Annotated in this window: 19 protein-coding genes and 1 pseudogene; 10 read left to right on the top strand and 10 right to left on the bottom strand. The window is 73.0% G+C overall.

Translation table 11 applies throughout. From position 1 onward, the window contains the following. Positions 1-51 precede the first annotated feature (51 nt). Both K4G64_RS10935 and rfbC read left to right on the top strand, forming a co-directional pair. A complete protein-coding gene (locus tag K4G64_RS10935; protein WP_221755829.1) occupies positions 52-1992 on the top strand; it encodes a glycosyltransferase family A protein in 1941 nt (646 codons plus the stop codon). Between the two features lie 4 nt (positions 1993-1996). Beyond that, positions 1997-2602: a dTDP-4-dehydrorhamnose 3,5-epimerase gene (rfbC, locus tag K4G64_RS10930; RefSeq protein ID WP_221755828.1), complete on the top strand. Its 606-nt coding sequence runs from the start codon at positions 1997-1999 to the stop codon at positions 2600-2602. Positions 2603-2738: 136 nt separating this feature from the next. On the opposite strand, the gene K4G64_RS10925 is transcribed toward rfbC, so the two are convergent. From K4G64_RS10925 to K4G64_RS10895, 7 genes are all read right to left on the bottom strand, one after another. Next, the gene (locus tag K4G64_RS10925; protein ID WP_221755827.1) at positions 2739-3542 is read right to left on the bottom strand and encodes a class I SAM-dependent methyltransferase; all 804 of its coding nucleotides are present in this window, start codon (positions 3540-3542) and stop codon (positions 2739-2741) included. Beyond that, a complete protein-coding gene (rfbD, locus tag K4G64_RS10920; protein ID WP_221755826.1) occupies positions 3529-4416 on the bottom strand; it encodes a dTDP-4-dehydrorhamnose reductase in 888 nt (295 codons plus the stop codon). Before rfbD ends, K4G64_RS10925 begins: the two co-directional genes overlap by 14 nt. After that, positions 4413-5393 carry a dTDP-glucose 4,6-dehydratase gene (gene rfbB / locus K4G64_RS10915; RefSeq protein ID WP_221755825.1) on the bottom strand — a complete coding sequence of 327 codons (981 nt, stop codon included), beginning with the start codon at positions 5391-5393 and terminating at the stop codon, positions 4413-4415. Before rfbB ends, rfbD begins: the two co-directional genes overlap by 4 nt. Next, a complete protein-coding gene (locus tag K4G64_RS10910) occupies positions 5390-6457 on the bottom strand; it encodes a glucose-1-phosphate thymidylyltransferase (protein WP_221755824.1) in 1068 nt (355 codons plus the stop codon). Before K4G64_RS10910 ends, rfbB begins: the two co-directional genes overlap by 4 nt. A gap of 104 nt (positions 6458-6561) precedes the next feature. Further along, the gene (locus K4G64_RS10905; RefSeq protein ID WP_221755823.1) at positions 6562-6735 is read right to left on the bottom strand and encodes a hypothetical protein; all 174 of its coding nucleotides are present in this window, start codon (positions 6733-6735) and stop codon (positions 6562-6564) included. A 165-nt stretch (positions 6736-6900) separates the two neighbouring features. Then, on the bottom strand, positions 6901-7320 hold the full coding sequence (locus K4G64_RS10900; protein ID WP_221755822.1) for a CBS domain-containing protein: 420 nt from the start codon (positions 7318-7320) through the stop codon (positions 6901-6903). A 74-nt stretch (positions 7321-7394) separates the two neighbouring features. Next, positions 7395-8330, bottom strand: coding sequence for a LysR family transcriptional regulator (locus K4G64_RS10895; RefSeq protein ID WP_221755821.1), 936 nt, complete (start codon positions 8328-8330; stop codon positions 7395-7397). Between the two features lie 150 nt (positions 8331-8480). Between K4G64_RS10895 and K4G64_RS10890 the strand changes: the two genes are divergently transcribed. Then, on the top strand, positions 8481-9176 hold the full coding sequence (locus K4G64_RS10890) for a type 1 glutamine amidotransferase domain-containing protein (RefSeq protein ID WP_221755820.1): 696 nt from the start codon (positions 8481-8483) through the stop codon (positions 9174-9176). A 25-nt stretch (positions 9177-9201) separates the two neighbouring features. On the opposite strand, the gene K4G64_RS10885 is transcribed toward K4G64_RS10890, so the two are convergent. Then, positions 9202-11649: a SpoIIE family protein phosphatase gene (locus K4G64_RS10885; RefSeq protein ID WP_221755819.1), complete on the bottom strand. Its 2448-nt coding sequence runs from the start codon at positions 11647-11649 to the stop codon at positions 9202-9204. Positions 11650-11837: 188 nt separating this feature from the next. On the opposite strand from K4G64_RS10885, the gene lanKC reads away from it, so the two are divergent. The 4 genes from lanKC to K4G64_RS41020 all read left to right on the top strand — a co-directional run bounded on the left by lanKC (position 11838) and on the right by K4G64_RS41020 (position 18562). Beyond that, positions 11838-14432, top strand: a complete 2595-nt coding sequence (gene lanKC / locus K4G64_RS10880) for a class III lanthionine synthetase LanKC (protein ID WP_221755818.1) — start codon at positions 11838-11840, stop codon at positions 14430-14432. 83 nt (positions 14433-14515) lie between these two features. Next, positions 14516-14632 (top strand): SapB/AmfS family lanthipeptide, encoded by a 117-nt coding sequence (locus tag K4G64_RS10875; RefSeq protein WP_031113019.1) that lies wholly within the window; start codon positions 14516-14518, stop codon positions 14630-14632. Between the two features lie 82 nt (positions 14633-14714). After that, the gene (locus K4G64_RS10870) at positions 14715-16622 is read left to right on the top strand and encodes an ABC transporter ATP-binding protein (protein ID WP_260460306.1); all 1908 of its coding nucleotides are present in this window, start codon (positions 14715-14717) and stop codon (positions 16620-16622) included. Next, complete coding sequence (locus K4G64_RS41020) at positions 16619-18562, top strand: ABC transporter ATP-binding protein (RefSeq protein ID WP_308122321.1); 1944 nt, start codon at positions 16619-16621, stop codon at positions 18560-18562. The genes K4G64_RS10870 and K4G64_RS41020 overlap by 4 nt, the downstream gene beginning before the upstream one ends. On the opposite strand, the pseudogene K4G64_RS10860 reads toward K4G64_RS41020, so the two are convergent. Continuing rightward, positions 18485-19030 (bottom strand): annotated as a pseudogene (locus tag K4G64_RS10860) (LuxR C-terminal-related transcriptional regulator); the annotation flags it as partial. The gene K4G64_RS41020 and the pseudogene K4G64_RS10860 overlap by 78 nt on opposite strands. A gap of 295 nt (positions 19031-19325) precedes the next feature. Between K4G64_RS10860 and K4G64_RS10855 the strand changes: the two are divergent. Further along, positions 19326-21482, top strand: a complete 2157-nt coding sequence (locus K4G64_RS10855; protein WP_221755848.1) for a SpoIIE family protein phosphatase — start codon at positions 19326-19328, stop codon at positions 21480-21482. A gap of 109 nt (positions 21483-21591) precedes the next feature. Here K4G64_RS10855 and K4G64_RS10850 read toward each other — a convergent pair whose 3' ends face one another. Further along, the gene (locus K4G64_RS10850; protein ID WP_221755816.1) at positions 21592-22989 is read right to left on the bottom strand and encodes a S1 family peptidase; all 1398 of its coding nucleotides are present in this window, start codon (positions 22987-22989) and stop codon (positions 21592-21594) included. A gap of 743 nt (positions 22990-23732) precedes the next feature. Here K4G64_RS10850 and K4G64_RS10845 point away from each other — a divergent pair. Next, on the top strand, positions 23733-23948 hold the full coding sequence (locus K4G64_RS10845; protein WP_097222463.1) for a type A2 lantipeptide: 216 nt from the start codon (positions 23733-23735) through the stop codon (positions 23946-23948). A 95-nt stretch (positions 23949-24043) separates the two neighbouring features. Beyond that, entirely contained in the window at positions 24044-24850 is an 807-nt protein-coding gene (locus tag K4G64_RS10840) for an HlyD family efflux transporter periplasmic adaptor subunit (protein ID WP_221755815.1), read from the top strand. Positions 24851-24874 lie beyond the last annotated feature (24 nt).

Genomic DNA, 24874 nt, shown 5'->3' with positions numbered 1-24874 from the left:
CAGTACAACAGGACGTCTACGGCAAGCGACCCGAAGGGGCCCGGAAACCCGATGCCGGTCAAGGTCAGCGTCATCGTCCCCGTGTACAACCCGGGGATCTACATCGAGGACTGCATCTCCTCGCTGCAGCGGCAGTCGCTGCCTCCCGACGAGTTCGAGGTGATCTTCGTCGACGACGGCTCGACCGACGAGACCCCGGCCCGGCTCGACGCGCTCGCCGCCGAGGACCCCCGGATGAAGGTCATCCACCAGGAGAACTCCGGCTGGTCCGGCAAGCCCCGCAACGTCGGCATCGAGGCCTCCCGGGGCGAGTTCGTGATGTTCGTCGACAACGACGACTACCTGGGTGACGAGGCCCTGGAGCGGATGTACGACTACGGCACGGCCAACGGCGCCGACGTCGTCGTGGGCAAGATGGCGGGCAAGAACCGCGGGGTGCCGGTGGAGCTGTTCCGCCGCAACCACCCGCGTGCCACCGTCGAGAACGCCCCGCTCATCGACAGCCTCACGCCGCACAAGATGGTCCGCCGGGCCTTCCTGGACCGTATCGGCCTGCGTTTCCCCGAGGGCAGACGGCGCTTGGAGGACCACGTCTTCATCGCGGAGGCGTATCTGCGCGCGGAGAACGTCTCGGTGCTCAGCGACTACGTCTGCTACTACCACATCCGGCGGGACGACGGCTCCAACGCCGGCTTCGAACGCTTCGACCCGGTCGGCTACTTCACCAACCTGCGCGAGGCCCTCGACGTCGTCGAGCGGTACACGGAGCCCGGTCCGGTGCGGGACCGGCTGTTCCGGCGCTGGCTGCGTGTGGAGATGGTCGAGCGGCTGCGGGCCCGGCGCCTGCTGAACCTGCCGGACGACTACCGCCGCGAGCTGTTCGGGGAGATCCACGAGGTCGTCGTCGAGCGCTTCGGGCCCGGTGTCGCGGCCGGTCTGCAGCCGACGCAGCAGGTCATCGCCGCGCTGACGGCGGCCGACCGGTACGACGACGTGGTGGCCTTCGCGGAGTGGGAGGCGGGCGTCGCCCCCACGGCGACCCCCGGGGACATCGAGTGGCGCGACGGCTCGCTCCGTATCGGTTTCACGGCCGAATACCTGACCGGCGGTGAGCCGATGCTGTTCCCCGCCGACGCCGAGGCCGCACCGCTGACCGACGTGCCGAAGGACGTGGCCGAGGCGGTGCGCTGGGTGGCCTCGGAGACCGCCGCACGGTTCGGGCAGGCCACGGCCGATCTGCTGCTGCGGGAGCGCACCAGCGCCGCCCAGTACTTCCAGCCGGTGGAGTTCACCCGCGAGGCCGTGCCGGTCGGGGACGGCGAGGAGGTCCGGCTGGTGCTGCGCGGGACCGCCACGGTCGACCCGGGCGCCCTGCCGCGCGACGGCGCCTGGGACGCACTCGTCCGGGTGAAGTCGGGCGGCTGGACCAAGGAGTGCAGGCTGGGCCCGGCACCGCGCGAGGACCGGCCCGCGCCCCGTGCGGGGGTCGTCGGCGATCGCCCGGTCCTGCCGTACTGGACCACACCGCACGGCAATCTCTCCCTGGAGCTCGGCGCGCGCGGCAAGCGGCTCGGGCTGGGCCGTGTGCAACTGGGGGACGTCACCGTCTCCGGCGACCGGTTCCGGGTGCTGCTGCCGGTGCACGTCCCGGGCGACGCGCAGGTGCGGCTGAGGTTCGTCTCCTCCCGCCGGATCCTGGAGACGCCGGGCACGCTCTCCCCCGACGCGGACCGGCCGGGCTCGGTACTGGAGGCGGCCTTGCCCGAGGATCTCTCTGACGACGTCTGGCGGGTGGCCGTGTGCCCGAACCCGGGCTCCGACCAGGCCCGTTTCGCCGGTCTGCCGTTCGCGCTGCGGGTCGGGGGCGGAAGCGTGCTGGTGACACCGTCGCCGGGGCCCGGTGTCGCGCTGCGGCTGGCCCGGCGCGCCCGGCGCGTGCTCGGTACCGCCCGCCGGAAGGTGAACTCCCGTATCAGGAACGGAGGGCGGTGACGGCATGCGACCGCTGGCGATAGAGGGCGCCTGGGTACTGGAGCCCAAGATCTTCCCGGACGACCGGGGCAGCTTCCACGAGTGGTACCGCGGCGCGGAGTTCCGCGAGGCGACGGGACACGACCTGTCCCTGGCCCAGGCCAACTGCTCGGTTTCACGTCGGGGCGTGCTGCGCGGTGTGCACTTCGCCGACGTGCCGCCCGGCCAGGCCAAGTACGTCACGTGCGTCCGCGGTGCCGTCTTGGACGTGGTGATCGACATCCGCGTCGGCTCCCCCACCTACGGGACGTGGGAGGCCGTACGGCTCGACGACGACACGCGGCACGCGGTGTACCTCGCGGAGGGCCTCGGTCACGCCTTCATGGCCCTCACGGACGACGCGACGGTGGTCTACCTGTGCTCGGAGGGCTACGCCCCGGGCCGTGAGCACGGCATCCACCCCCTCGACCCGGCCCTGGGCATCGAGTGGCCCGAGGGCATCACCCCGCTCCTGTCCCCCAAGGACGAGCAGGCCCCGACCCTGGCCGCGGCCGAACGCCAGGGGCTCCTGCCCTCGTACGAGGCCTGTATGGCGTACTACGAGGAACTGCGGAGCGGGCAGGGGACGTAACCCTCGACCGAGGAGAACCCGAAGAACCCGGTACACACCGCAGGCCCGGACGCGAGCGGCGTCCGGGCCTGCGGTGTGTACAGCCCGGGAAGGGCGTCGGCGCCGGCCGCCCCCGGGCGGTGGCCGGCGCCGTCGTTCAGTGGCTCACGCCGACCTGCTGCAAGGCCTTACGCAGGGGCTCCCAGCCGACGGAGCGGGGCAGGCCGCGGTTGCGGGCCTGGGCGAGGGGACGCCAGAAGCCCGCTTCCAGGAGGGCTTCGGGGCGGACCGCGCCGGCCCGCTCCAGGATCGCCTCGGGGACCTTCTGCGGGTCGGGGATCTTGTACTCGGCCATGATCTCGTCGTACTTGTCGTGCAGGACCCGGTTGTTCGGGTCGGCGCCGAAGACGACCAGCTGGCCGGTGGGGGCGGTGTCCACCTGCACCGTGACCAGGTCGGGGCGGTAGCGCGCCAGCACCTCGGTGATCTTGTAGACGTCACCGGTCCAGGCGTTGGTGTGCCGGTCCCGGGCCGCCTCGTCCACGCTGCGCGGCAGCATGTCGTCGAGGACGATGACACTGCCCCAGTCCGAGTACTTCTCGACGTTCATGAAGTCGCGCAGCGCGAACTCGAACAGGTGCATGCCGTCGATGAACGACAGGTCCAGCGTCGTCTTGCGCCAGTAGCCGATCGGGCTGCGGCCACGGCGCAGGTTGCGCAGCGGGTGACGGCCGCCCTTGAGGTGCTGGAGGGGATTGTCACGCGCGAAGAAGTCGTCGCTGGTGGCCTTCACCAGGTGGACGTCGCACCTCAGCTCCGAGACCACCTTGAAGGCGGGGTCGATCGCGATGCTGGGGACGCGGGACAGCGTCAGGCTGCGCCCGTCGTTGACGCCGATCTCCAGGTAGTTGCGGTTGGCGCTGACCTTGTGCAGTTCCCGGAGGAACTCATGGCGTTTCACGAGGAAGACCTTCCTTGCGGATGCGGGGCAGTGCTTCGTGCAGGGCGGAGCGCCAGTCGCGCGGCAGCGGCAGGCCGATCTCCTGCCAACGGCGGTGCGCCAGGGCGCTGTACGCCGGGCGGGGCGCGGGCCGGGGGAAGGCCGCGCTGCTGGTGGGGCGCACCCGGTCCGGGTCGGCGCCGATGAGGGAGAACACCTCCCGGGCGAGGTCGCACCAGGTGGCCTCGCCGGAGTTGGTCGCGTGGAAGACGCCGTGCGCCTCGGGGCCGAGCCGGGGGCCGAGGTCGGCGATCCGCTCGGCGACGTCCGCGCTCCAGGTGGGCTGCCCGCGCTGGTCGTCGACGACGTCGAGGGTGTCCCGGCGGGCCTCAAGGCCGATCATGGTGCGGACGAAGTTGGAGCCGTGGACGCCGTAGAGCCACGCCGTGCGCAGCACCGCGCTCGCCCCGGGGAGTTCCTCCAGCACGGTCTGCTCCCCGGCCAGCTTGGTGCGGCCGTAGGCGGTGCGGGGGCCGGTCGGGTGGTCCTCCGGGTAGGGGGTGGTGCGGGCCTCGCCGGAGAAGACGTAGTCCGTGGAGACGTGGATCAGGCGGGCGTCGTGCGCGGCGCAGGCCCTGGCCAGCAGGCGTGGGCCGTCGCCGTTGATCTGCAGGGCGCGGGCCTCGTCGGTCTCGGCGTCGTCGACGGCCGTGTAGGCGGCGCAGTTCACGACCACGTCGGGGCGGTGCTCCCGCACGGCGGAGTCGACGGCCTGCGGGCCGGTGATGTCCAGGGCCGCGCGGTCGAGGCCGACGACGGTCTCGCCGCGGCGCGTGAGCTCCTCGACGACGTCATGCCCGAGCATCCCGCCCGCGCCGGTGACGAGCCACCTCATGCCCGCTCCTGGGCGACGCGCTGCTTCAGGGGCTCCCACCAGGCCCGGTTGTCGCGGTACCAGGCGACGGTCTCGGCGAGGCCGGTGGTGAAGTCATGCCGAGGGCGGTAGCCGAGTTCGTCGCGGGCCTTGGAGCAGTCGACGGAGTAGCGCAGGTCGTGGCCCTTGCGGTCCTCGACGTACTCCACCCGGTCCCAGTCCGCTCCGCAGGCCTCCAGGAGCAGGCCGGTGAGTTCCTTGTTGGTGAGCTCGGTGCCGCCGCCGATGTTGTAGACCTCGCCGGGCCGGCCCTTGGTACGGGCCAGGTCGACGCCCTGGCAGTGGTCGTCGACGTGCAGCCAGTCGCGGACGTTGCGGCCCTCGCCGTACAGCGGCACCTTGTGGCCGTCGAGGAGGTTGGTGACGAACAGCGGGATGACCTTCTCGGGGAACTGGTGCGGGCCGTAGTTGTTGGAGCAGCGCGTGACGCGCACGTCCAGGCCGTGGGTGCGGTGGTAGGCCAGCGCGAGCAGGTCGGAGGAGGCCTTGGAGGCCGAGTACGGCGAGTTCGGCTGGAGCGGGTGGTCCTCCGGCCAGGAGCCGGTCTCGATGGAGCCGTAGACCTCGTCGGTGGAGACGTGCACGAACGGGCCCGTGCCGTGGCGCAGGGCGGCGTCCAGCAGGGTCTGGGTGCCGAGGACGTTGGTGCGGACGAAGTCGGCGGCACCGCTGATCGAGCGGTCCACATGGGACTCGGCGGCGAAGTGCACGACCTGGTCCGCGTCGGCCATCAGTTTGTCGACCAGTTCGGCGTCGCAGATGTCGCCCTGGACGAACTCCAGCCGCGGGTGGGTCAGTTCGAGGTTGTCGAGGGTGCCGGCGTAGGTGAGCTTGTCCAGCACGGTGATGCGCGGCGCGTCGGGCGCGTCCGAGGCGAGCAGGGCCCGGACGTAGCGGGAGCCGATGAACCCGGCGGCGCCGGTGACGAGGAGGTTCATGAAGTGATCTGCACCTTGCTGTGATCTCCGAGGACGAGACGGTGGGCGCTGGGGACGCTGGGGGCGGGGGTCACCTCGACGTGCCGGCCGATCAGCGAGGCCTCGATGCGGCCGACGCCCTGGATCGAGGAGTCCCGCAGCACTATGGAGAACTCCAGCTCGCTGTCGGTGATCCGGCAGTTCTCGGCGACGGAGGTGAAGGGGCCGACGTAGGAGTTGCTGACGACGGTGCCCGAGCCGATGACGACGGGTCCGACGACACGGGAGTTGACGATCCTCGCGCCCTCTTCGAGCACGACGCGCCCGATGGTCTCCGACGCGTCGTCCACCTCGCCGTCGATGCGGCGCTCCATGCCTTCGAGGACCGTGCGGTTCACCTCGAGCATGTCGCCGACGTTGCCGGTGTCCTTCCAGTAGCCCTTGATGACCGTGGAACGCACGTCGGCGCGGGCGTCGATCAGGTGCTGGATGGCGTGGGTGATCTCCAGTTCGCCGCGCCAGGAGGGTTCGATGGCGCGGACCGCCTCGTGGATGAGGGGTGTGAACATGTAGACGCCGACCAGCGCGAGATCGCTCTTGGGCTGGTCGGGCTTCTCCTCCAGGCCGATCACCTGGCCGGAAGGGTCGAGTTCGGCGACACCGAAGGCGCGCGGGTCGGCCACGCGCGTGAGCAGGATCTGGGCGTCGGGCCGGTTGCCGCGGAACTCCTCGACGAGGCCGGTGATGCCGCCGACGATGAAGTTGTCTCCGAGGTACATCACGAAGTCGTCGTCACCGAGGTAGTCCCGGGCGATCAGCACCGCGTGGGCCAGCCCGAGGGGCCGCTCCTGGGGGATGTAGGTGACCTTGAGGCCGAACTTCGACCCGTCCCCGACCGCTTCCTCGATCTCGTCGGCGGTCTCGCCGACGATCATGCCGACGTCGGTGATGCCGGCCTCGGCGATCGACTCCAACCCGTAGAACAGCACGGCCTTGTTGGCCACGGGCACCAGTTGCTTGGCCGACGTGTGCGTGATCGGCCTCAGTCTTGTTCCTGCGCCGCCGGACAGCACGAGAGCCTTCATTCGGTTCACCTTAGTCGTGATCCGGCGGATGTGAACATCACTTCTTTTAGTTGTCGATGCGCGGAGTTACTCGGATCGACACCGCGCGGTCCACGGGTGAGGTATCAGTCCTCACCCCGGACGATGTTCCACTCCGCCCCGGAGTGACGCACTCCGGGCGTGCTCCGGTCCTCGACGGCGGGGAGGCAGGTGCGCAGCGCGGCCTTCTCGCGCAGACGGCGTGCCTTCGACCAGCCGGTCTCGTACTGACGGACGACGGGCTTCTCACTGGTGTCCATGGACTCCACGACTCATCATCTTCCTTCTGCTTTCACTGCTGTTCGAGTCCCCAGTGAAAAACCGAACAAACCCGGACCGAAACATCTGTGTCGCGGTGCCGAACTCCTCTGCTCCGGACCGGGGTTCAGTGGACCTGTTCGGAAGGTGCGTCCGGAACGCGCCCGTCAGGCGTTGGGGCGCGCGGCGCTGATGTCACCGAGCGCCGACTCCGGGTCACGCTCCATGGCCATGTCGCCCAGGGAGACGATGCCCACGGGGTGCCCGTGGTCGACGACCGGGATGCGGCGCACGGAGTGCTCCCGCATCAGCTCCACCGCCTGGGCCAGGTCCTCGTCGGGGCTGACGGTGACCAGTTCGTCGCTGCACGCGCCGGCCACGGTGATCCGCTCCGGGTCGCCGCCCCGGCTGACCGTCCGCACCACGTTGTCACGGTCGGTGACCACCCCGCGCAGCCGTTCGCCGTCCGTCACCAGTACGGCTCCGAGGTCCTCGTCGCGCATGATGCGCGCGACCTCGGCGACGGAGGTCTGCGGTTCGACGGTGACCGGGTCGCCGGTCATGATGTCGCGGACATGCTGAGCCATGACGTTCCTCTTCCCTCGGCTCGTGGTGGTTTCTCCGTCCTGCGCCGCGGCGGGTACCCGGTCGGCCCGGGACGTCACCAGGTGCGGCCGGCCTCCAGCAGACGGTCGCGGACGAGGGTCACGTCCGGGTTGTCCGAGGTGCCCGGCCGCTGGACGAGGAAGCCGGTGTTGATCGGCGCGTCCTCGGGGGCGTCGAGGAGGACCAGGGCGCCGGACGCCAGTTCCCCCGCGCACAGGTAGCGCGGCAGCACGCTGTAGCCGGCTCCGGCCGTGACCAGCGCGAGGACGGCCCTCAGGTCCGGCACCGAGACCGCGGCACGGCAGTTCAGGCGCCGGCCGAAGACGTGCCGCCAGTAGCGGCGCACGATGGGCAGGTCCTCGGCGTAGGTGATCAGCGGGATGTCGTGCAGCGCGGCGGGCCCGTCGGCGTTCGGCCGCCGCGCGACGCGGTCGGCCCAGGCGGGGGCGGCGACCAGGACGAACTCCTCGTCGGTCAGCGGCACCGCGGACAGGGTGCGGCCGCGGGGCCGGGTGGTGGCGATCACCAGGTCGTGGCGGCCCGCGCGCAGTTCGTCGAGCAGGGGCTCGGTCAGCCCCATGGTCACGCGCAGCCGTACGCCCTCGGTGACGAGCGGGGCCAGGGCGGGCAGGGCCCGGGTGGACAGCAGCTCGGCAGGCCCGGCCAGGTGGACCGGCTCGGCGCGCGACCGCTCCCGCGGCCCGTGCCCCGTGGCCTCCGCGAGCGCGTCGAGGGGGGCCGCGACGCGGGCGGCGAGCTCGTCGGCCACGGCGGTCGGGGCGACGCCGCGCGGCAGCCGTTCGAACAGCTCCCGGCGGGTCTGCCGCTCCAGGGAGCGGATCTGCGTGGTGACGGTCGGCTGGGACAGGCCCAGCAGCTGCGCGGCGGCCGTGAAGGAGCCGGACCGGTAGACGGCCAGGAAGGTGCGCAGCAGGTTGAGGTCGGACTGCGCGGGCGCGCCGGACGCGCCGAGGGGATCGAGGGGCCTCACACGATCCGACCCTACTGCGCTGCGCCATTGGAATACCTATGGCTGCCATTGGCCCTGCCATTGGAAAACCGGCGGTCCGGCGGCCTACGGTCGTCATCGTCCGAGTCATCGCCGCGCTCTCACCGCGGCCCGACCTCACGGAGATGCACCATGTCGAAGATCCTCTTCGTCGTCACCGGCGCCGACACCTGGACCCTGGCCGACGGCACCGCACACCCCACCGGCTTCTGGGCCGAGGAGGCCGTCGCCCCGTACGAGGCGTTCCGGGCCGCCGGCCACGAGGTCGTCGTGGCCACGCCCGGCGGGGTCGAGCCCACCGTCGACCGGGCCTCCCTCGCCGCCGAGGTGAACGGGGGCCAGGAGAACGCCGACCGTGTCGCGAAGGCGCTGGAGTCCTTCACCGAGCTGCGCCACCCCGTCCGTCTCGAGGACGTCCGGCTGGACGACTACGCGGCCGTCTTCTACCCCGGCGGCCACGGCCCGATGGAGGACCTCGCCGTGAATGCTGACTCCGGCCGGCTGCTCGCCCGGGCCCTGGAGTCGGGCAGGCCGCTCGGGGTCGTCTGCCACGGTCCGGCGGCGCTGCTGGCCGCGGTCGGGGCCGATGGCAGCAACGTCTTCGCCGGCTACGAGGTGGCGGCGTTCACCAACGCCGAGGAGATCCAGGGCGGCCTCGCCGACCGCGCGAAGTGGCTGCTCCAGGACCGTCTCACCGAGGCCGGTGTGACCGTGCGCGCCGGTGAGCCGTGGGCCCCGCACGTGGTCACCGACCGCAATCTGGTCACGGGCCAGAACCCCGCGTCGTCGGCACCGCTGGCGGAGGAACTGCTGAAGCGGCTCGGCTGAGCGGGAGCGCCGGGCACCGGCCGGGTCAGCGTCCCAGCACCAGTTCCGCCCACACCTGCTTGCCGCCGCTGACCGGGAGGGTGCCCCAGGTCGCGGAGAGGGCCTCGACGAGGAGGATGCCCCGGCCGCCGGTCGCCTCCCAGCCGATGCTGGTCGGCCGGACCGGTGAGCGGGGTGAGGCGTCGGCGATGGCGATGCGCAGGCGGTTGTTGATGAGGGTGAGGTCCATCCGGACCTTGCCGTCGGTGTGGACCAGGGCGTTGGTGACCAGTTCGGAGACGACGAGGAGCGCGGCGTCGTAGTCCACGGTGACGCCCCAGGAGCGCAGGGTGCGCCGGGCGAAGCGGCGGGCGTGCCCGACGGCCTGCGGCACCCGCCACACCGTCCAGCTCTCCCTCAGCGGGCGCAGGGCCATGCCGTCGTAGCGCAGGAGGAGCAGGGCCACGTCGTCGCTGCGCGGGGCGTTGCCCAGGAGGGCGTCGGCGACGAGCCCCATGTCGGTGGGGGTGGCCTCGGCGAGCCGCTCGGCCAGGTGCGCCATGCCTTCGTCGATGTCGGAGTCGGGCGTCTCGACGAGCCCGTCCGTGGCCAGTGCGACGACGGTGCCGGGCGGGAGCCGCAGCGGGCTCATGGGGAAGTCGGCCCGGGCGACCACCCCGAGGGGCGGGCCGCCCTCCGCCTCCGCGATGTCGGTCGTGCCCTCCGGGTAGCGCAGCACCGGCGGCAGGTGCCCGGCGCGCACGCACCAGGCGGCGCCCTCCTCCAGGTCGACGTCGACGTAGCAGCAGGTGGCGAAGAGGTCGCTCTCCATGTCCACGAGGAGCCGGTTGGCGTGCGCGACCACCACGTCCGGCGGGTGCCCCTCGACGGCGTAGGCGCGCAGGGCGGTGCGCATCTGGCCCATGAGGGTGGCGGCGCCGGCGCTGTGGCCCTGGACGTCGCCGATGACGAGGGCGACGTGGTTGTCGGGCAGCGGGATGACGTCGTACCAGTCACCGCCGAGTTCGAGTCCCGCCGTGCTGGGCAGGTAGCGGGCCACGGCGACCGCACCCGGCAGCCGGGGCAGGCTGCGCGGCAGCAGCTGGCGCTGGAGCATGCCGACGAGCTCGTGCTCGGCGTCGAAGGCCCGGGCCCGCACCAGGGCCTGTCCGGCGAGTCCGGCGCAGGCGGTGAGCAGGGCGCGTTCGTCGGTGCCGAAGTCGTGCGGGGTGTCCCAGCCGATCAGACAGGCTCCGGCCATGCGGTTCCCGGCGGGCAGCGGCAGGACGGCGAGGCCGCCGGGGCCGACCTCGGCCAGCGCGCGTTCCAGGGGGCTGTTGGCGGGCCAGATCCGCGCCCGGCCCTCGCGCAGCGCGGCGGCGAGGGTGGGCATGGCGCGCACGGGTGCGTCGGGCCACTCGGTACGCCACTCCGAGCGCCACAGCTCGGGCCAGGCCTCGGGTTCGGGCGGGTCGAGGACGGTGACGACGAGGCGGTCGCTCTCCAGCTCGGCGAGGGCGATCCGGTCGGCCCGCAGCGGCCGGCGCAGCGCGGCGACCACGGCTCTTCCGACGTCGCGGACGGTGACGGCGGTGGCCAGCGCGGCGGCCAGGCGCTGCACGCGGGCGACGTCGGTGACGTCGGAGCGCAGGGTGGAGACGTCGACGACCGTGCCCACGAGGCGGGCCGGGCGGCCCTCGCCGCCGGGCAGGAGGCGCCCGCGCAGCCGGAGCCATTTCGGCGGCCCGCTGGGCTGGAGCACCCGGAACTCCAGCTCCCGGTCGCCGATGGACATGTGGTCGGCCTCCACCACGGACATCAGCGACGGCAGGTCCTCGGGGACGGTGAGACTGAGCAGCGTCTCGACGCGGCCGTCGAACTCCACGGGGGCCAGGCCGAACAGGTCCAGCAGGTCGTCGCCGACCCGGACGCGTCCGGTGTCCATGGCGAGGCTGAAGGTGCTAGGCGGCAGCTCACCGGCCTCGGCGGGCGCGGCCGGGGCGGTGAAGGCGACCGCGTCCGCGATGAGTTCCAGGCAGCGGAGGTCGTCGGCGCCGAACCCCCCGGGCCGTTCGGTCACGGCCAGCAGACAGCCTCCGTCGCCCTGGACGGGCAGGGCCGTCAGGGAGAAGTCCCTCGACGGTACGCGCCGCGACTGGGCGTGCTCGGCGAGTTCCTCCGGCCCCAGTGACACCGGCCGTCCACGGCGGTGGGCCTCCGCGGCCGGGGACCGCCCGGCGCGCGGGTAGCTGTCGCGCAGCCCGTACAGCGTCCTCGGGACGCCGGCCGACTCCATCAGGCAGAGCAGCTCGCCGTCCTCGCTGGGCGCGTAGACGGCGGCGAGCGCCGCACCCGCGAAGACGAGTGCCTGTTCGAGGACGCGGCGCAGCCGTTCGGGTGACTGGTGATCGACCGCGATCGCCTTGAGGGCACCTTCGGCACGCAGCGTTCGCGTTCCGCTCTCCTGGGCGCCCTGACTGACCACGTTGGCCATTACAGCGCTAATGAGACACCTGCGCAGCCCCTGTGGGCGTTCCGTGGACCAGCGAGGACGCAGGAGGCGCTCGAAAGAATCCGAACATGTCTTGACGTATGAGTTCCGCACGGTGTTCTCGTGACAGGCGTGACTGTCCGTGCCCGGCTGGTGGCTGGAAAGCTCGGTGCTCGTCAGGAGGGGGACGCATGGACAAGCGGTACGAGGTGTACGCGCTGGCCGACCGGCACTTCTACGAGACGCCGGACCGGCTGGCGCGAGACGGCCGGGGGACGGCCGACCACCTCTACGAGACGGCCCGCCGGCCGCTGCCGGAGGGCTGGGAGTCGGCCCGGATCGGCGACTGGCAGACCATGACGCCGCTGGGCCCGGACGGCGAACCGGTGCGGGGCCCGGCCCAGGGGTGGAAGATCCACGCCTCGGCGACCCGGGCGAACGCCGAGGAGATCGCCGGGATCGTGTGGGACTACTGCGTCGAGCGGCGTGTCCCCTTCAAGTTCGTGCCGGGGCCGCACCTGCTCCACCTGCGCAACACCAAGTACGCGCCCCGCGACGGCAGCGGCAAGTTCGTCACCGTCTACCCGGCCGACGAGGAGCAGCTGCACCGGGTACTGCGCGAGCTGGGCGCGCTGCTGGAGGGCTTCGAGGGGCCGTACATCCTCACCGATCTACGCTGGGGCGAGGGACCGCTGTACGTGCGCTACGGCGCATTCGCCCGGGCGTTCGTCGTGGACGAGCGGGGCTCGCTGGTGCCGGCGGTGCGGGACGGCGAGGGGCGGCTGGTGCCGGACCGGCGGGCGCCGTCCTTCCAGGTGCCCGAGTGGGTGACTCTCCCGGCGTTCCTCCAGCCGCATCTGGACGCGCGGAACGACACGACGACGGGCGAGCTGCCCTACCGCATCGAGAAGGCGCTGCACTTCTCCAACGGTGGCGGGGTGTACGCCGGCACCGACACCCGCGACGGGCGCAAGGTCGTCCTCAAGGAGGGGCGGCCGCACGCGGGGCTGGCCTCGGACGGGGCCGACGCGATCGCCCGGCTGGAGCGGGAGAAGCAGGCGCTGGAGAAGGTCGCGGGCACGGGCGTGGTTCCGGAGGTGCGGGACTGGTTCGAGCTCGGCGGGCACCGCTTCCTGGTGATGGACTTCCTGGAGGGCCGCCCGCTCAACGCCTTCTTCGCGGAGCGGCATCCGCTGCTCACCCAGGACCCCGACCCGCAGGCCGTCGCCTCCTACACGGCGTGGGCGCTGCGCATCCACCGCAGGGTGGAGGAGGCGGTGGCGGCGGTGCACGCCCGGGGCATCGTCTTCAACGACCTGCACGTCTTCAACATCATGGTCGCCCCGGACGAGGAGACGGTGTTCCTGCTCGACTTCGAGGCCGCGGCCCCGGTCGGGGAGAACGGCCGTCAGGTCGTCGCCCACCCCGGGTTCTTCGCGCCGCCGGACCGGCGGGGCGCCGACATCGACCGCTATGCGCTGGCCTGTCTGCGGCTCGCCCTGTTCCTGCCCGTGACCACGCTGTTCGTGGTCGACCGCGGCAAGGCGGCGCACCTGGCCGAGGTGATCGCGGAGCAGTTCCCGGACGTCCCGCGGGAGTTCCTCGACGAGGCGATCACGGAGATCACCCGGGAGGTGTCCGGCCGTACGGTGGCCGCTCCCTCCTCGCCGGTGGACCCGGGCGACTGGCCGTACAGCCGTGACTCGATGGTCAAGGCCATCCTCGCCTCGGCCACCCCGGAGCGCGACGACCGGCTCTTCCCCGGCGATGTCGCGCAGTTCTCCGACGGGGGCGGGCTCGGGATCGCCCACGGTGCCGCGGGAGTGCTGTTCGCGCTGGACGCGGTCGGCGCCGAGCGGTACGAGGAGGGCGAGCGCTGGCTGCTGGAGCGGACGGCACCGGCCCCGGTCGGTACCCCGCTCGGGCTGTACGACGGGCTCGCGGGCGTCGCCCTGGTCCTCGACCGGCTCGGGCACCGGCAGCGGGCGCTGGACCTGGTCGAGGGCATCCTCGCCGAGCGATGGCAGAAGCTCTCCTCCGATCTGCACGGCGGTCTGGCCGGGCTCGGCCTGGTCCTCGGGCACCTGGCCCGTACGACCGGCGAGGCGGCACTGGGCGAGCGGGCCCACGAGGCCGCACGGATCCTCGTCCAGCGGCTCACCGAGCCGGTGCCGGCCACGTCCCGGCAGCGCGCCGGACTGCTGCGCGGCGCGAGCGGCCCCGCGCTGCTCATGCTGCGGCAGTACGAGTGGACCGGCGAGGAAGCCTGGCTGGAGGCGGCGGCCGTGGCCCTGCGCCGGGACCTGGCGTCCTGCGTGACCCGCGAGAACGGGTCGCTGGAGGTCGACGAGGGCTGGCGGACGCTGCCCTACCTCGGCGACGGCAGCGCGGGCCTCGGCATGGTCCTCGACGACCTCGTGGCCCACTCCCCCGGCCTGGCCGGGGAGTTCGGGGCGGCCCGCTCCGGGGTGATCACCGCCGCGACCTCACGGTTCTACGCGCAGCCCGGCCTCTTCCAGGGCCGCGCCGGAATGATCCTGCACCTCAGCCGCACGGCCGCGCCGGGCGCGACCGAGGACCGGCTCGCGGCGCAGATCGCCGGGCTCGGCTGGTTCGCGATGGCCTACCAGGGCCAACTGGCCTTCCCCGGGCACCAGATGATGCGGCTCTCCATGGACCTCGCCACCGGAACGGCAGGGTGCCTGCTGGCGCTCGGCGCGGCCCTCGACCCGGCGACCGACGCCCACCTGCCGTTCCTCCCGCCGCCGAGCAGGCGGCCCCACTGACGCGGCTGCGCGATCCCGCGGAGTCGTGACACCACCCCGTCCCCACGGATGACCACGGACGGAACCCAACGGAAGGAATCACCATGGCACTTCTCGACCTGCAGACCATCGAGACCGAAGAGCGCACCGACGGCGGCGGCAACAGCACGGTGAGCCTGCTCTCCTGCATCAGCGCCGCGAGCGTTCTGCTCTGTCTCTGACCCGCGGTCTGCTCGCTCCGGGCGGCTCCCTCCCTTCGGGGAGGGGCCGCCCGGGGTCCTTCCCGTCCCAGGAAAGGCCCGTATGACCTCGCGCGGCGACGACGACCCGGCGGCCGGACACGCGCGCACGCTGCTGCGCGCCGCCACCCGGTACAGCGGGGGGCGCTGCCTGGCGCTGTGCCTGGTGAGCGTCGCCGCGACGGGTGCCGGGCTGCTGCTGCCGGCCGCGCTGGGCCGGGCCCTCGATCTTCTGCTGGCGCACGCCCCCGCCACCGGCTGGGTGCTCTGCTGCGCCGGCCTCGTCCTGCTGCTCGGTCTGCTCGACGCGGTCCAGACCGTCCTCACCGGCACCGTCGACGCCCGTACCACCGCATGGCTGCGCCACCGGCTGACCGGGCACGTCCTGGGCGTCGGGCCGCGCGCCGCGGACCGCTTCGGGTCCGGTGACCTCGTCGCACGCCTGGTCGGCAACGCCGCCGAGGCGGGCACCACGCCGGCGGCCCGCGCGGCGCTCGTGGCCGCGCTGGCCGGCCCCGTCGGCGGGGTGGTGGCGCTGGGTCTGATCGACTGGTGGCTCGCGGCCGTGTTCCTCGCCGGGGCCCCCCTGCTGGCCCTGCTCCTGCGCGCCGTCTCCCGTGACACCTCCGAGAGCGCGTCGCGTTACCAGCGGGCCCAGGGCCGGATCGCGGCCGCGCTGGCGGAGGCCGTCGAAGGCGTGCGCACCGTCCGGGCGGCCGGCACGGAGGGCCGGGAGACGGCCCGGGTGCTGCGGCCGCTGCCCGACCTGTCCCGGGCCGGGCACCGGATGTGGCGGGTGCAGGGTCGGGCCGCCGCCCGGGCGGTCGCCGTGGCACCGCTGCTGCACCTCGCCGTCGTCGCGGTGGCCGGGGTGCTGCTCACCCGGGACCGGCTTTCGGTCGGCGAGGTGCTCGCCGCCTCCCGGTACGCGGTGCTCGCGACGGGCGTCGGTGTGCTGGTCGGCCGGCTCGCGGGTTTGGCGCGGGCCCGGGCCGCGGCCCGGCGTCTGGGTGAGGTCGAGACCGAGCCCGCCCTCATGTACGGCACCCGCGGGTTGCCCGGCGGCCCCGGGCGGCTGGAGCTGCGCGGGGTGACGGCCCGGCGCGGCGGACGCGCCGTGCTGGACGGGGTGGATCTCGACGTGCCGGGCGGCACCACTCTGGCCGTCGTCGGCCGGTCCGGCGCGGGCAAGTCGCTGCTGGCCGCGATCGCCGGCCGGCTGGTCGACCCGGACGCGGGCGAGGTGCTCCTCGACGGGGTGCCGCTGCGCGAGCTGCCGCACGACGACCTGCGCGCCGCCGTGGGCTACGCCTTCGCCCGCCCCGCTCTCCTCGGTGGCACGGTCGGGCAGGCGATCGGCCTCGGTCTGCCCTCCCCCTCCCCCGGCCTGGTCCGGGAAGCGGCCCGCACGGCCCTCGCCGACGACTTCGTCCGCCGGCTCCCCGACGGTTACGACACGCCCGTCACCGACGCCCCGCGCTCCGGCGGCGAGTCCCAACGGCTCGGTCTCGCCCGGGCGTTCGCGCACGGCGGCCGGCTGCTGATCCTCGACGACGCCCTCTCCAGCCTGGACACGGTGACGGAACGCCGCATCACCGACGCCCTGTTCGGCGACGGCCCGGGCCCCACCAGGCTGCTGGTCGCCCACCGGGGCGCGACGGCCGCGTGCGCCGACGCCGTGGCGTGGCTGGACGGGGGGCGGGTGCGGGCCGTGGGGCGGCACGAGGAGTTGTGGCGGCTGGCGGAGTACCGGGCGGTGTTCGGGGACGGTGCGGGCCCCGACGGCCCGGATGCGGACGACGGCGGTGCGCGGCCGGACCCGGACATCCGGGACGGGACGAGCGGGGAGAGCGGCGTGAGCGGTACGAATGGCCCAAGCGGTGCGGATGCCGGGGACGGGGCGAGTGGGGAGGGACGGGACGGCATGAGCGGCCGGACAGGCGCGGATGCCGGGGACGGGGCGCTGACATGACGGCCCGGATCGCTGCGCGCGGACGACCCGGGCGGGATGCGGACCCGACCGCCGGCGCCCCGGCGGGAGCCGCCCTCCCCACCCGGGGCCTGCGTTTCCTGCTGGCCCGTCGGCGGGTCCTGCTGCGGCTCACCGCCTGGTCCGTGCTGGAGGCCGGGCAGACCTTCCTCATCGGGTACGGGCCCGCCCGTGCCCTGGACGAGGGGTTCCTGCGCGGGCGGGCGGATGTCGGACTGGTCTGGCTGGCCGTGACCGGGCTGGGTGTCCTGCTCGGCGCGTACGGGACCGCCCGGGTCTACGCCGCCGTCGCCGCGCTGGTCGAACCGCTTCGGGACCGGCTCGTGGAACGGGTGGTCACCCGCGGGGTGCGGACCGGGGACGCGGGTTCCCTGTCCGGGCTCACCCAGCAGGTGGAGATCGCCCGGGACACCTTCGCCGGACTGGTCATGGTCTCCCGCTCCTTCGTGTTCACCGCGGCCGGTGCCCTGGCCGGCCTGTTCGCGCTCGCTCCGCCGCTCCTGCTGGTCGTGGGGCCGCCCCTGGTCGTCGGCATGGCGCTGTTCGCCGCGACGCTGCGACCGCTCGCCCGGCGGCAGGAGAGGTTCCTGGTCGCCGACGAGGCCCTGGCCGGTGACCTCGGCACCGTCGGCCCGGGCCTGCGGGACATCACGGCGACCGGCGCGGAGGCGCAGATCGCCACCGGCACCGGGGAACGGATCGAGGCGGAGCTGCGGGCGGCCCGCGCCCTGGCCCACTGGGGCGTACTGCGCGTGGCGTCCCTGACGATCGGCGGCCAGCTGCCGATCGTGCTGCTGCTCGCCGCCGGACCCTGGCTGCTGTCCCACGGCGTCACCGCGGGAGCCCTGGTCGGCGCCCTCGCCTACGTCACCCAGTCCCTGCTCCCGGCCCTGCGCAACCTGATCCACGGCCTGGGCACGAGCGGCTCCCGCCTGACGGTGGTGCTGCGCAGGCTGACCGGGCCGGACACCGGCGCGGTCAGCCCCCCGAAGGGCCGGCCCGGGCCTTCCACCGCCACCGCGGACTCCGGCACCCCGCCCCCCGCCCTCTCCCTCGCCTGCGTCACCTTCGCCTACGGTCCCGCCAGCGCGCCCGTCGTCCGGGATCTCGATCTCACGCTCCCGCCCGGCACGCACCTGGCGGTCGTCGGTCCCAGCGGCGCCGGAAAGTCCACGCTCACCGCGCTCGTGGCGGGGCTGCTCGCCCCCTCGCACGGCACGATCCGGGTCGGCGGACACCCCGTGCCCGGCCCGGAGGCCGCCGCCGCGCGGGTACTCATCCCGCAGGAGGCGTACGTCTTCAGCGGCACCCTGGCCGAGAACCTCGCGTATCTGCGGCCCGGTCCGGTTCCCGCGCAGGAGTTGCTGGCCGCGGCCGAGGCGGTTGGCCTCACCCCGCTGGCCGAGCGGCTCGGAGGGCTCGACGCCCGGGTCGATCCGGCGACGCTGTCGGCCGGCGAGCGGCAGCTGGTCGCACTGACCCGGGCCTATCTGTCGCACGCCCCGCTCGCCCTGCTGGACGAGGCGACCTGCCATCTGGACGCCGCGACGGAGGAGCGGGCGGAGCGGGCGTTCGCCGCGCGGCCGGGCGGGACCCTGGTGGTCGTGGCCCACCGCATCAGCTCGGCCCGCCGCGCCGGCCGGGTCCTGGTGATGGACGGCCGGAGCACGGCGTACGGCGGTCATGAGGAGCTGATGCGGTCCTCCGCGCTGTACCGGGACCTCGTCGGGAGCTGGACTCCGGCGCCGGCCCGACGGGAATCAGAGCCAGCCCTGGCCCTGCGAGATGCGTATCGCGTCGACGCGGTTGCGGGCCCCGGTCTTGCGGGTGATGGCCGCCATGTAGTTGCGCACCGTACCGCGGGACAGGTGCAGGCTCCCGGCGATCTCCGCGATGGAGGCTCCCTCGGCAGCGAGGGATAACACGCTCAGTTCTCTGCGGGTCAGCGGCATCTCCGCCGCCTGGAGGAACCCGAAGCCCAGCGAGTCGTTGACGAAACGTTCCCCCTCGGCAACGCGGCGGATCCCGCGCACCAGATTCTGCGGGGACCCCTCCTTGTCCACGTAGCCGAGCGCCCCCGCCTCGGCCGCCCGCTTCAGCAGGCCCGGCCGGTTGGCGGTGGCGAGCACGAGTAATCGGGGACGCACGCGCTCCGGGCCCGGCCGGCACAGGTCACCCAGCGGAGGGATGCCGTAGGAGTCCGCGCACTCCAGGTCCGCCGCGCACACGTCCGGCCGGACGGATCGCACCGCGCCCGGCGCGCCGCGCCACGACGTGTCGTGCACCGCCAGGTCGCTCTCGCGCCGCAGCCACTCAGCCAGTACCGACCGCACCAGACACTCGTCGTGCACCAGAAGCACCCGGATCACTGCCACCCCTCCGCTCGACATACGCCCCCTCGTCCTGTTGAGCGCGTGCCCCATTGTTCGCGACCGTGACCCTGCGTGGGCGCGGAGAACCGGCCATCAGGGTGCGCGGGGGCGCACGCCCAGCGCCCGTACGCCCGGCCACGCTTCGACTACGGGGGCATGGGTCGGGGCAGTCGGGGTATGCGGGCTTTGCCTCCGGGACCGGAGCCCCTGTGACCGACGGTAACCAGACCCGTCGCGGAACCGCTCGTCGTGCGGGACCGGCCCTCAGGGGGGAGATTTGTTCCTGGACCCGGTCGCGCGGCCGTGCGAGGAGGTGGTCGGCGTGTCCGACGGGCAGTCGTCCACGCAGGCGCCGGCCGCCGCCAGAACGCCGGTCGGCCGGCCCCTGCTCTCCTTGGCGCTGGCCTCGATGATGGACGAGGTGCACGCCCACTCCGGCGCGGTGTACCTGATGTCACCGGACCAGCCGGTGCTGGAGATGGCCGTGATGGCCGGTCTGCCCCGGGCGTTCGCGGCCCCCTGGGAGCGGGTGGGCCTGAACGCCCCGATCCCGGTCGCCGACGCGGCGCGCGAGCGGCGGCTGGTGTGGGTCGGCGGCGAGGAGGAGATGGCCCGCCACTACCCGCGGATCGCCGTGGTGCTGCCCTACCCGTTCGCCCTGGCCGCGGTGCCGGTCGCCACCGAGTCCACCGTGTACGGCGCGGTCTTCGTGACCTGGCCGGGCGCGCATCCGGCGGAGATGTCCGACCACGAACGCGAGCACCTGACCGCGGCCTGCGGACGGCTGGCGGTCCGGCTGGAGCGGGCCGCCGAGCACAGCATTCCGCCGCACCCCGAGACCGACATGCTGGCCTCCCCCCTGGTGAGCGGGCTTGCCGGCTCGCTGGGCACGGTCGAGGCGGCCCGGATGGTGAGCCGGCTGCCCTACGGACTGGTCTCACTGGACCTGCACGGGCGCGTCGGCTTCGTCAACGCGGCGGCCGGTGAGCTGCTGAACGTCCCCGTCAGCCGGCTGCTCGGCACCCAGCTGTGGGCGTCGGTGCCCTGGCTCAACGACCCGGTGTACGAGGACCGTTACCGGGCCGCGCTGCTGAGCCAGCACGTCACCTCGTTCGTGGCGCTGCGCCCGCCCGGTGAATGGCTGTCGTTCCGGCTCTATCCGAGCACGACGGGCCTGAGCGTGCGCATCACCAGGTCCCGGGCCGTGTCCCGGATGAACCGGACCGCGCCGCCGCCCGACGGGGCGCCGTCCCGTCTGGTCACCATCTCGCAGGTGCTGGACCTGGCCGGCGCGCTGACCGAGGCCGTGGGGGTGCAGGACGTGGTGCAGCTGGTCGCGGACGAGATCGCCCCGGCCGTGGGCAGCCAGGCCCTGGTCGTGCTGGGCTCGCGCGCGAACCGGCTGCGGGTGCTCGGGCATCGCGGCTACCGGGACCCGCACGTGGTGGAACGGTTCGACGGGATGCCCCTGACCGAGTCGACACCCGGCACCCAGGTGCTGCGGACGGGCGTGCCCGCGTTCTTCGAGTCGCAGGAGCAGATGGAGCGCCTGTACCCGGCGCGGCTCGCGACCCCAGACGGGTTCGCGGCCTGGGCCTACCTGCCACTGATCGCCCAGGGCCGCCCGGTGGGGACCTGCGTGCTCTCCTACGCCGAGCCCCACTCCTTCCCGACGGAGGAGCGGGCGGTGATGACCAGCATGGCCGGACTGATCGCGCAGGCGCTGGAGCGGGCCCTGCTCTACGACGCCAAGCACCGGCTCGCGCACGGCCTCCAGGAGGCGCTGCTGCCGCACTCCCTGCCGTCGCTGCCCGGCATCGAGGCGGTCGGCCGCTATGTGCCGGCCACTCAGGGCATGGACATCGGCGGCGACTTCTACGACCTGGTCGGCGCCCAGGGGACCGCGGCCGCGGTGATCGGGGACGTCCAGGGCCACAACGTGACGGCGGCCGGGCTGATGGGGCAGGTCCGCACCGCGGTGCGCGCGTACACGACCGTGGGGCAGGCTCCCGAGGAGGTCATGCGCAGCACCAACCGGCTGCTGCTCGACCTGGGGGCCGATCTCTTCGCCAGCTGCCTGTACCTGCGGCTCGACCCGGAGCACGGACGGGCCGTGATGTCCCGGGCCGGGCACCCCCCGCCGCTGCTGAGACGGCCGGACGGCAAGGTGCGCGTCCTCGACCTGGCGGGCGGCCCGCTGCTGGGCATCGACGCCTCGGCGGTGTATCCGACGACGGAGGTCGCCCTGCCCCCCGGTTCGCTGCTCGTCCTCTACACGGACGGGCTGGTCGAATCGCCCGGCACGGACTTCGAGGAGGCCCTCGCGGACCTGGGCCGGCGTCTGGCCGCCGCCGGGGACCTGCCGCTGGACGAACTGGCCGACAGTCTCGTCCACCAGGAGCGGCCCCACACGGAGGGGGAGGAACGGCTCGACGACATCGCCCTGTTGCTGATCAGGGCCGTCGGGTAGCTCCCCGGGCACAGCGCTGCGCACACGCCGGTGGCCGGCCCGGTCCCGCCAGGAAGGGGGCGGGACCGGGCCGGCGGCGTCGGGCCGGCTGCCGACGGCTCGAGGAGGGTCAGCGGGACTCGGTCAGACCGGAGTCGTCCTCGACGCCCTGCCCCGCGTCCTGACCCGCGCCCTGTCCCTGGCCCTGACCCGCGCCCTGACCCTGGCCCTGGCCCACGCCCTGACCGGCACCGGCGCCCGCTTCGTCACCACCGGCCTGCTCACCGGCTCCGGCTTCCTGGCCGGCACCGGCCTCCTCACCGGCACCGGCTTCCTCGCCCGCGCCCGCACCGGCTTCCTCGCCCGCGCCCGCACCGGCTTCGTCACCGGCGCCGCCGCCCGCGGCACCGCCCGCGCCGAGGGTCGCGCCGACCGCCTCCAGGGCGGTGGTCACCGGCTGGAAGAACGTCTCGCCGCCGACCGTGCAGTCGCCGCTGCCGCCGGAGGTCAGGCCGATGGCGAGACCGTCCTGGGTGAACAGCGAGCCGCCGCTGTCGCCGGGTTCGGCGCAGACGTCTGTCTGGATGAGGCCGGTGACCGTGCCCTCCGGGTAGTTCACCGTGGCGTCGAGGCCGAGGACCTGGCCGTCGTTGAGCCCGGTGGTGCTGCCCATCCGGAAGACCTGCTGACCGACCGTCGCCTCGGCGGCCTCGGTGATCGGGACGGTCTGGTTACCGGTGTTGACCTCGCTGGGCGCCTCGGTCGCCGGGTCGTCGTACTTCACGAGTGCGAAGTCGCCGTTGCCGGGGAAGGTCGACTGGTCGACCGTGGCGATCGGCTGGCCGCCCTGGCTGTCGGACCACTCGTTGCCGCCGAGGGTGCAGTGACCTGCGGTCAGGAAGGCCGGGGAGCCGTCGCCCGCGGTGACGTTGAAGCCGAGGGAGCAGCGCGAGCCGCCCGCGAAGATGGCGTCGCCTCCGGAGACGAACGGCTTGAAGGTGCCGGAGGACTTCTTGATGGTGGCCATGTCGGAGCCGAGCTCCTTCACGGTGCTCTCCAGTCTGTCCCACTTGGCACCGGTCACGGTGCTGTCCGCGGTCACCAGGAGCTTGTTCGTGCGCGGGTCGATCGACCACGAGGTGCCCGCGATGGTCGCCTCGGACTTCAGCGTCGCCGCCCCGTCCTGAAGCTCCGACCAGCTGTTCTCCACCTCGCGGACCTTCGCGCCGGCCGCCTTCGCCTGCACGATCACGTTGTTGTTGTCGCCCGGTACGACGTTGACGACGAGCTGCTGGTTGTCGCCGTCGTAGTAGGAGCCGCCGAACGCCTCACCGAGGAGCCCGGAGAGCTGCGAGGCGAGATCCGAGGCGTCGCCCGCCTTCAGGGTCTTCGGCGCGGCCGCCGCGTCGTCGGACGATCCGTCCTGCGAGGCGTTGGCGTTGGGGAGCAGGATCGCGGCCGCGCCGAGCGCCACCACGCTGCCCGCCGCTATCGCGGCCTTGCGCTTCGGAATTCGCTTGTGACTCAAACTTCTCTCCTCCTGGGGAACGGAGTAGGTGCCGCCGTCCGGCAGCTTCTGGGGGGCGCCTGGATGGCTGTTGGTACGCACGGGCCGCACGGGGCGTTCAATTCCGATTGCAAGTAGTCCCTTCGCACCGCGGAATCAGCCAACTCCCGCTGTCCGCACGGCGACCGCGTGGTCCGTGACCGCCCCGCTCACAGGGGCCGCTGCGGCAGGCCCGACCCGCCGGACCGCGGAGAGCCATGGCCGGATGACGGCGTTTCAGCAACGGAGGCCGCTCCGGCCCGGCGGAACAGAACGCTCCGTATCCGGTCCGAAACGATCTGTCGCCATCACGCGGTCGAATCCCGGCTTCAGCGAATCTGCACATCGAATGCTCAACCCGGTCACCGAAATGAGGGTTGTCCACACCCCGGCCGCGTAGGTCACGCCTTTGGGGCGGGAGTGCCGGATTCGCCGCCCCTCCGGGCAAGGGCCCTGATGCGCCGATGCCGTGTCGCATGTGAAGAAGTCGCCGCCAAGCGGTGCGCAGACCTGCACGGTTCGGTGCCGCTGGGGCGCAAGTTCCCTGGTGAGGGGGGCGGTTGATTGGAAGTGCGGAACCGCAGCGTGCTTTGATCCATCGCACCGCGGGGGCCGCTCAGGGCATTCGGAAACGGATGCCCGGTGCTCGCGGTCGCGGCCGTCATCTGTCCCCAGAGGGGGCCGCTCCCCCCTTGTGAGATATCCATATGAAGGGAAGTTCCATCATGAACTCCACCCCCCAGGTTGAGACCGTTGAGATCGCCGACGCCGAGCTCGACGCCGTCTCCGGTGGCCTCGCCGTGAACGCCGTGAACACCGTCACCGACACGGTTGACAGCATCGCCCCGGTCTCCGGCCTGGTGAACACCGTCGTCGGCACCGTCGAGGGCGCCACCGGCCTGAACACGGCCCCGGTCACCAACCTGGTCGCCGGTCTCTGATCGAGCCCCAGTGCCGTTGAGTCCCGGAGCCGCAGCCGGCGGTTCCGGGTTCTTCGGGTTCCATACGCACTTCGTCCACCGGTGAGGGAAGTTCCTTGCAGTTCCGCCAACAGGCCCTCGCCAAGCTCCAGTCACCGGAGGAACTCGACCTCCCGGTGCGCTTCGCCCGCCCGCAGGGCTGGCTCGTGCTCTCGGTGACCGTGGTCGCCATGGCCGCCGCCTCGGTGTGGGCGGTGACCGGCTCGGTGACCTCCACCGTCAGCGCGCCCGCCATCCTCACCCACGGGCAGGGCAGCTACCTCCTCCAGAGCCCCGTCGCGGGCCAGGTCACGGCAGTGCTGGCCGAGCAGGGCCAGCAGGTGCCCGCGGGCTCCCCCGTGCTCAAGGTCCGTACGGCCAAGGGCGATGCGGTCGTCCGCACGCTCGACGCGGGCCGTGTCTCCGCACTCGCCGCGACCGTCGGGCAGATCATCCAGACCGGCGCGAACGTCGCCGCCGTCGAGAAGGTCGCCCGCCCGAAGGACCCGCTCTACGCGACCGTGTACGTCCCCGCCGAGAACGCCGCCTCGATCCCCGACGACGCGGCCGTGGACCTGACCGTGCAGTCGGTGCCGACGCAGGAGTACGGCGTGCTGCGCGGCCATGTGAAGTCGGTGGACCGCTCTGCCCAGTCCCCGCAGCAGATCGCCGCGTTCCTCGGGGACAGCCAGCTGGGCGAGCAGTTCACGAAGAAGGGCAGGCCCGTGGCCGTGACGGTCCGGCTGGACACCTCCTCCGACACGAAGAGCGGCTACCGGTGGTCGTCCGCTGACGGGCCTCCGTTCAAGCTGACCTCCATGACCCTGGCCTCCGGTTCGATCCGGCTGGCCGACCAGCACCCCGTCGACTGGCTGCTGCCGTGAGCGCGACCGCCCAGGAGCCCCGGA

Source organism: Streptomyces sp. WAC04114, from assembly GCF_019733245.1.
Taxonomy (GTDB): domain Bacteria; phylum Actinomycetota; class Actinomycetes; order Streptomycetales; family Streptomycetaceae; genus Streptomyces; species Streptomyces massasporeus_A.
The sequence above is the reverse complement of the archived record's forward strand: the minus strand, read 5'-3'. Positions and strand labels throughout refer to the sequence as shown.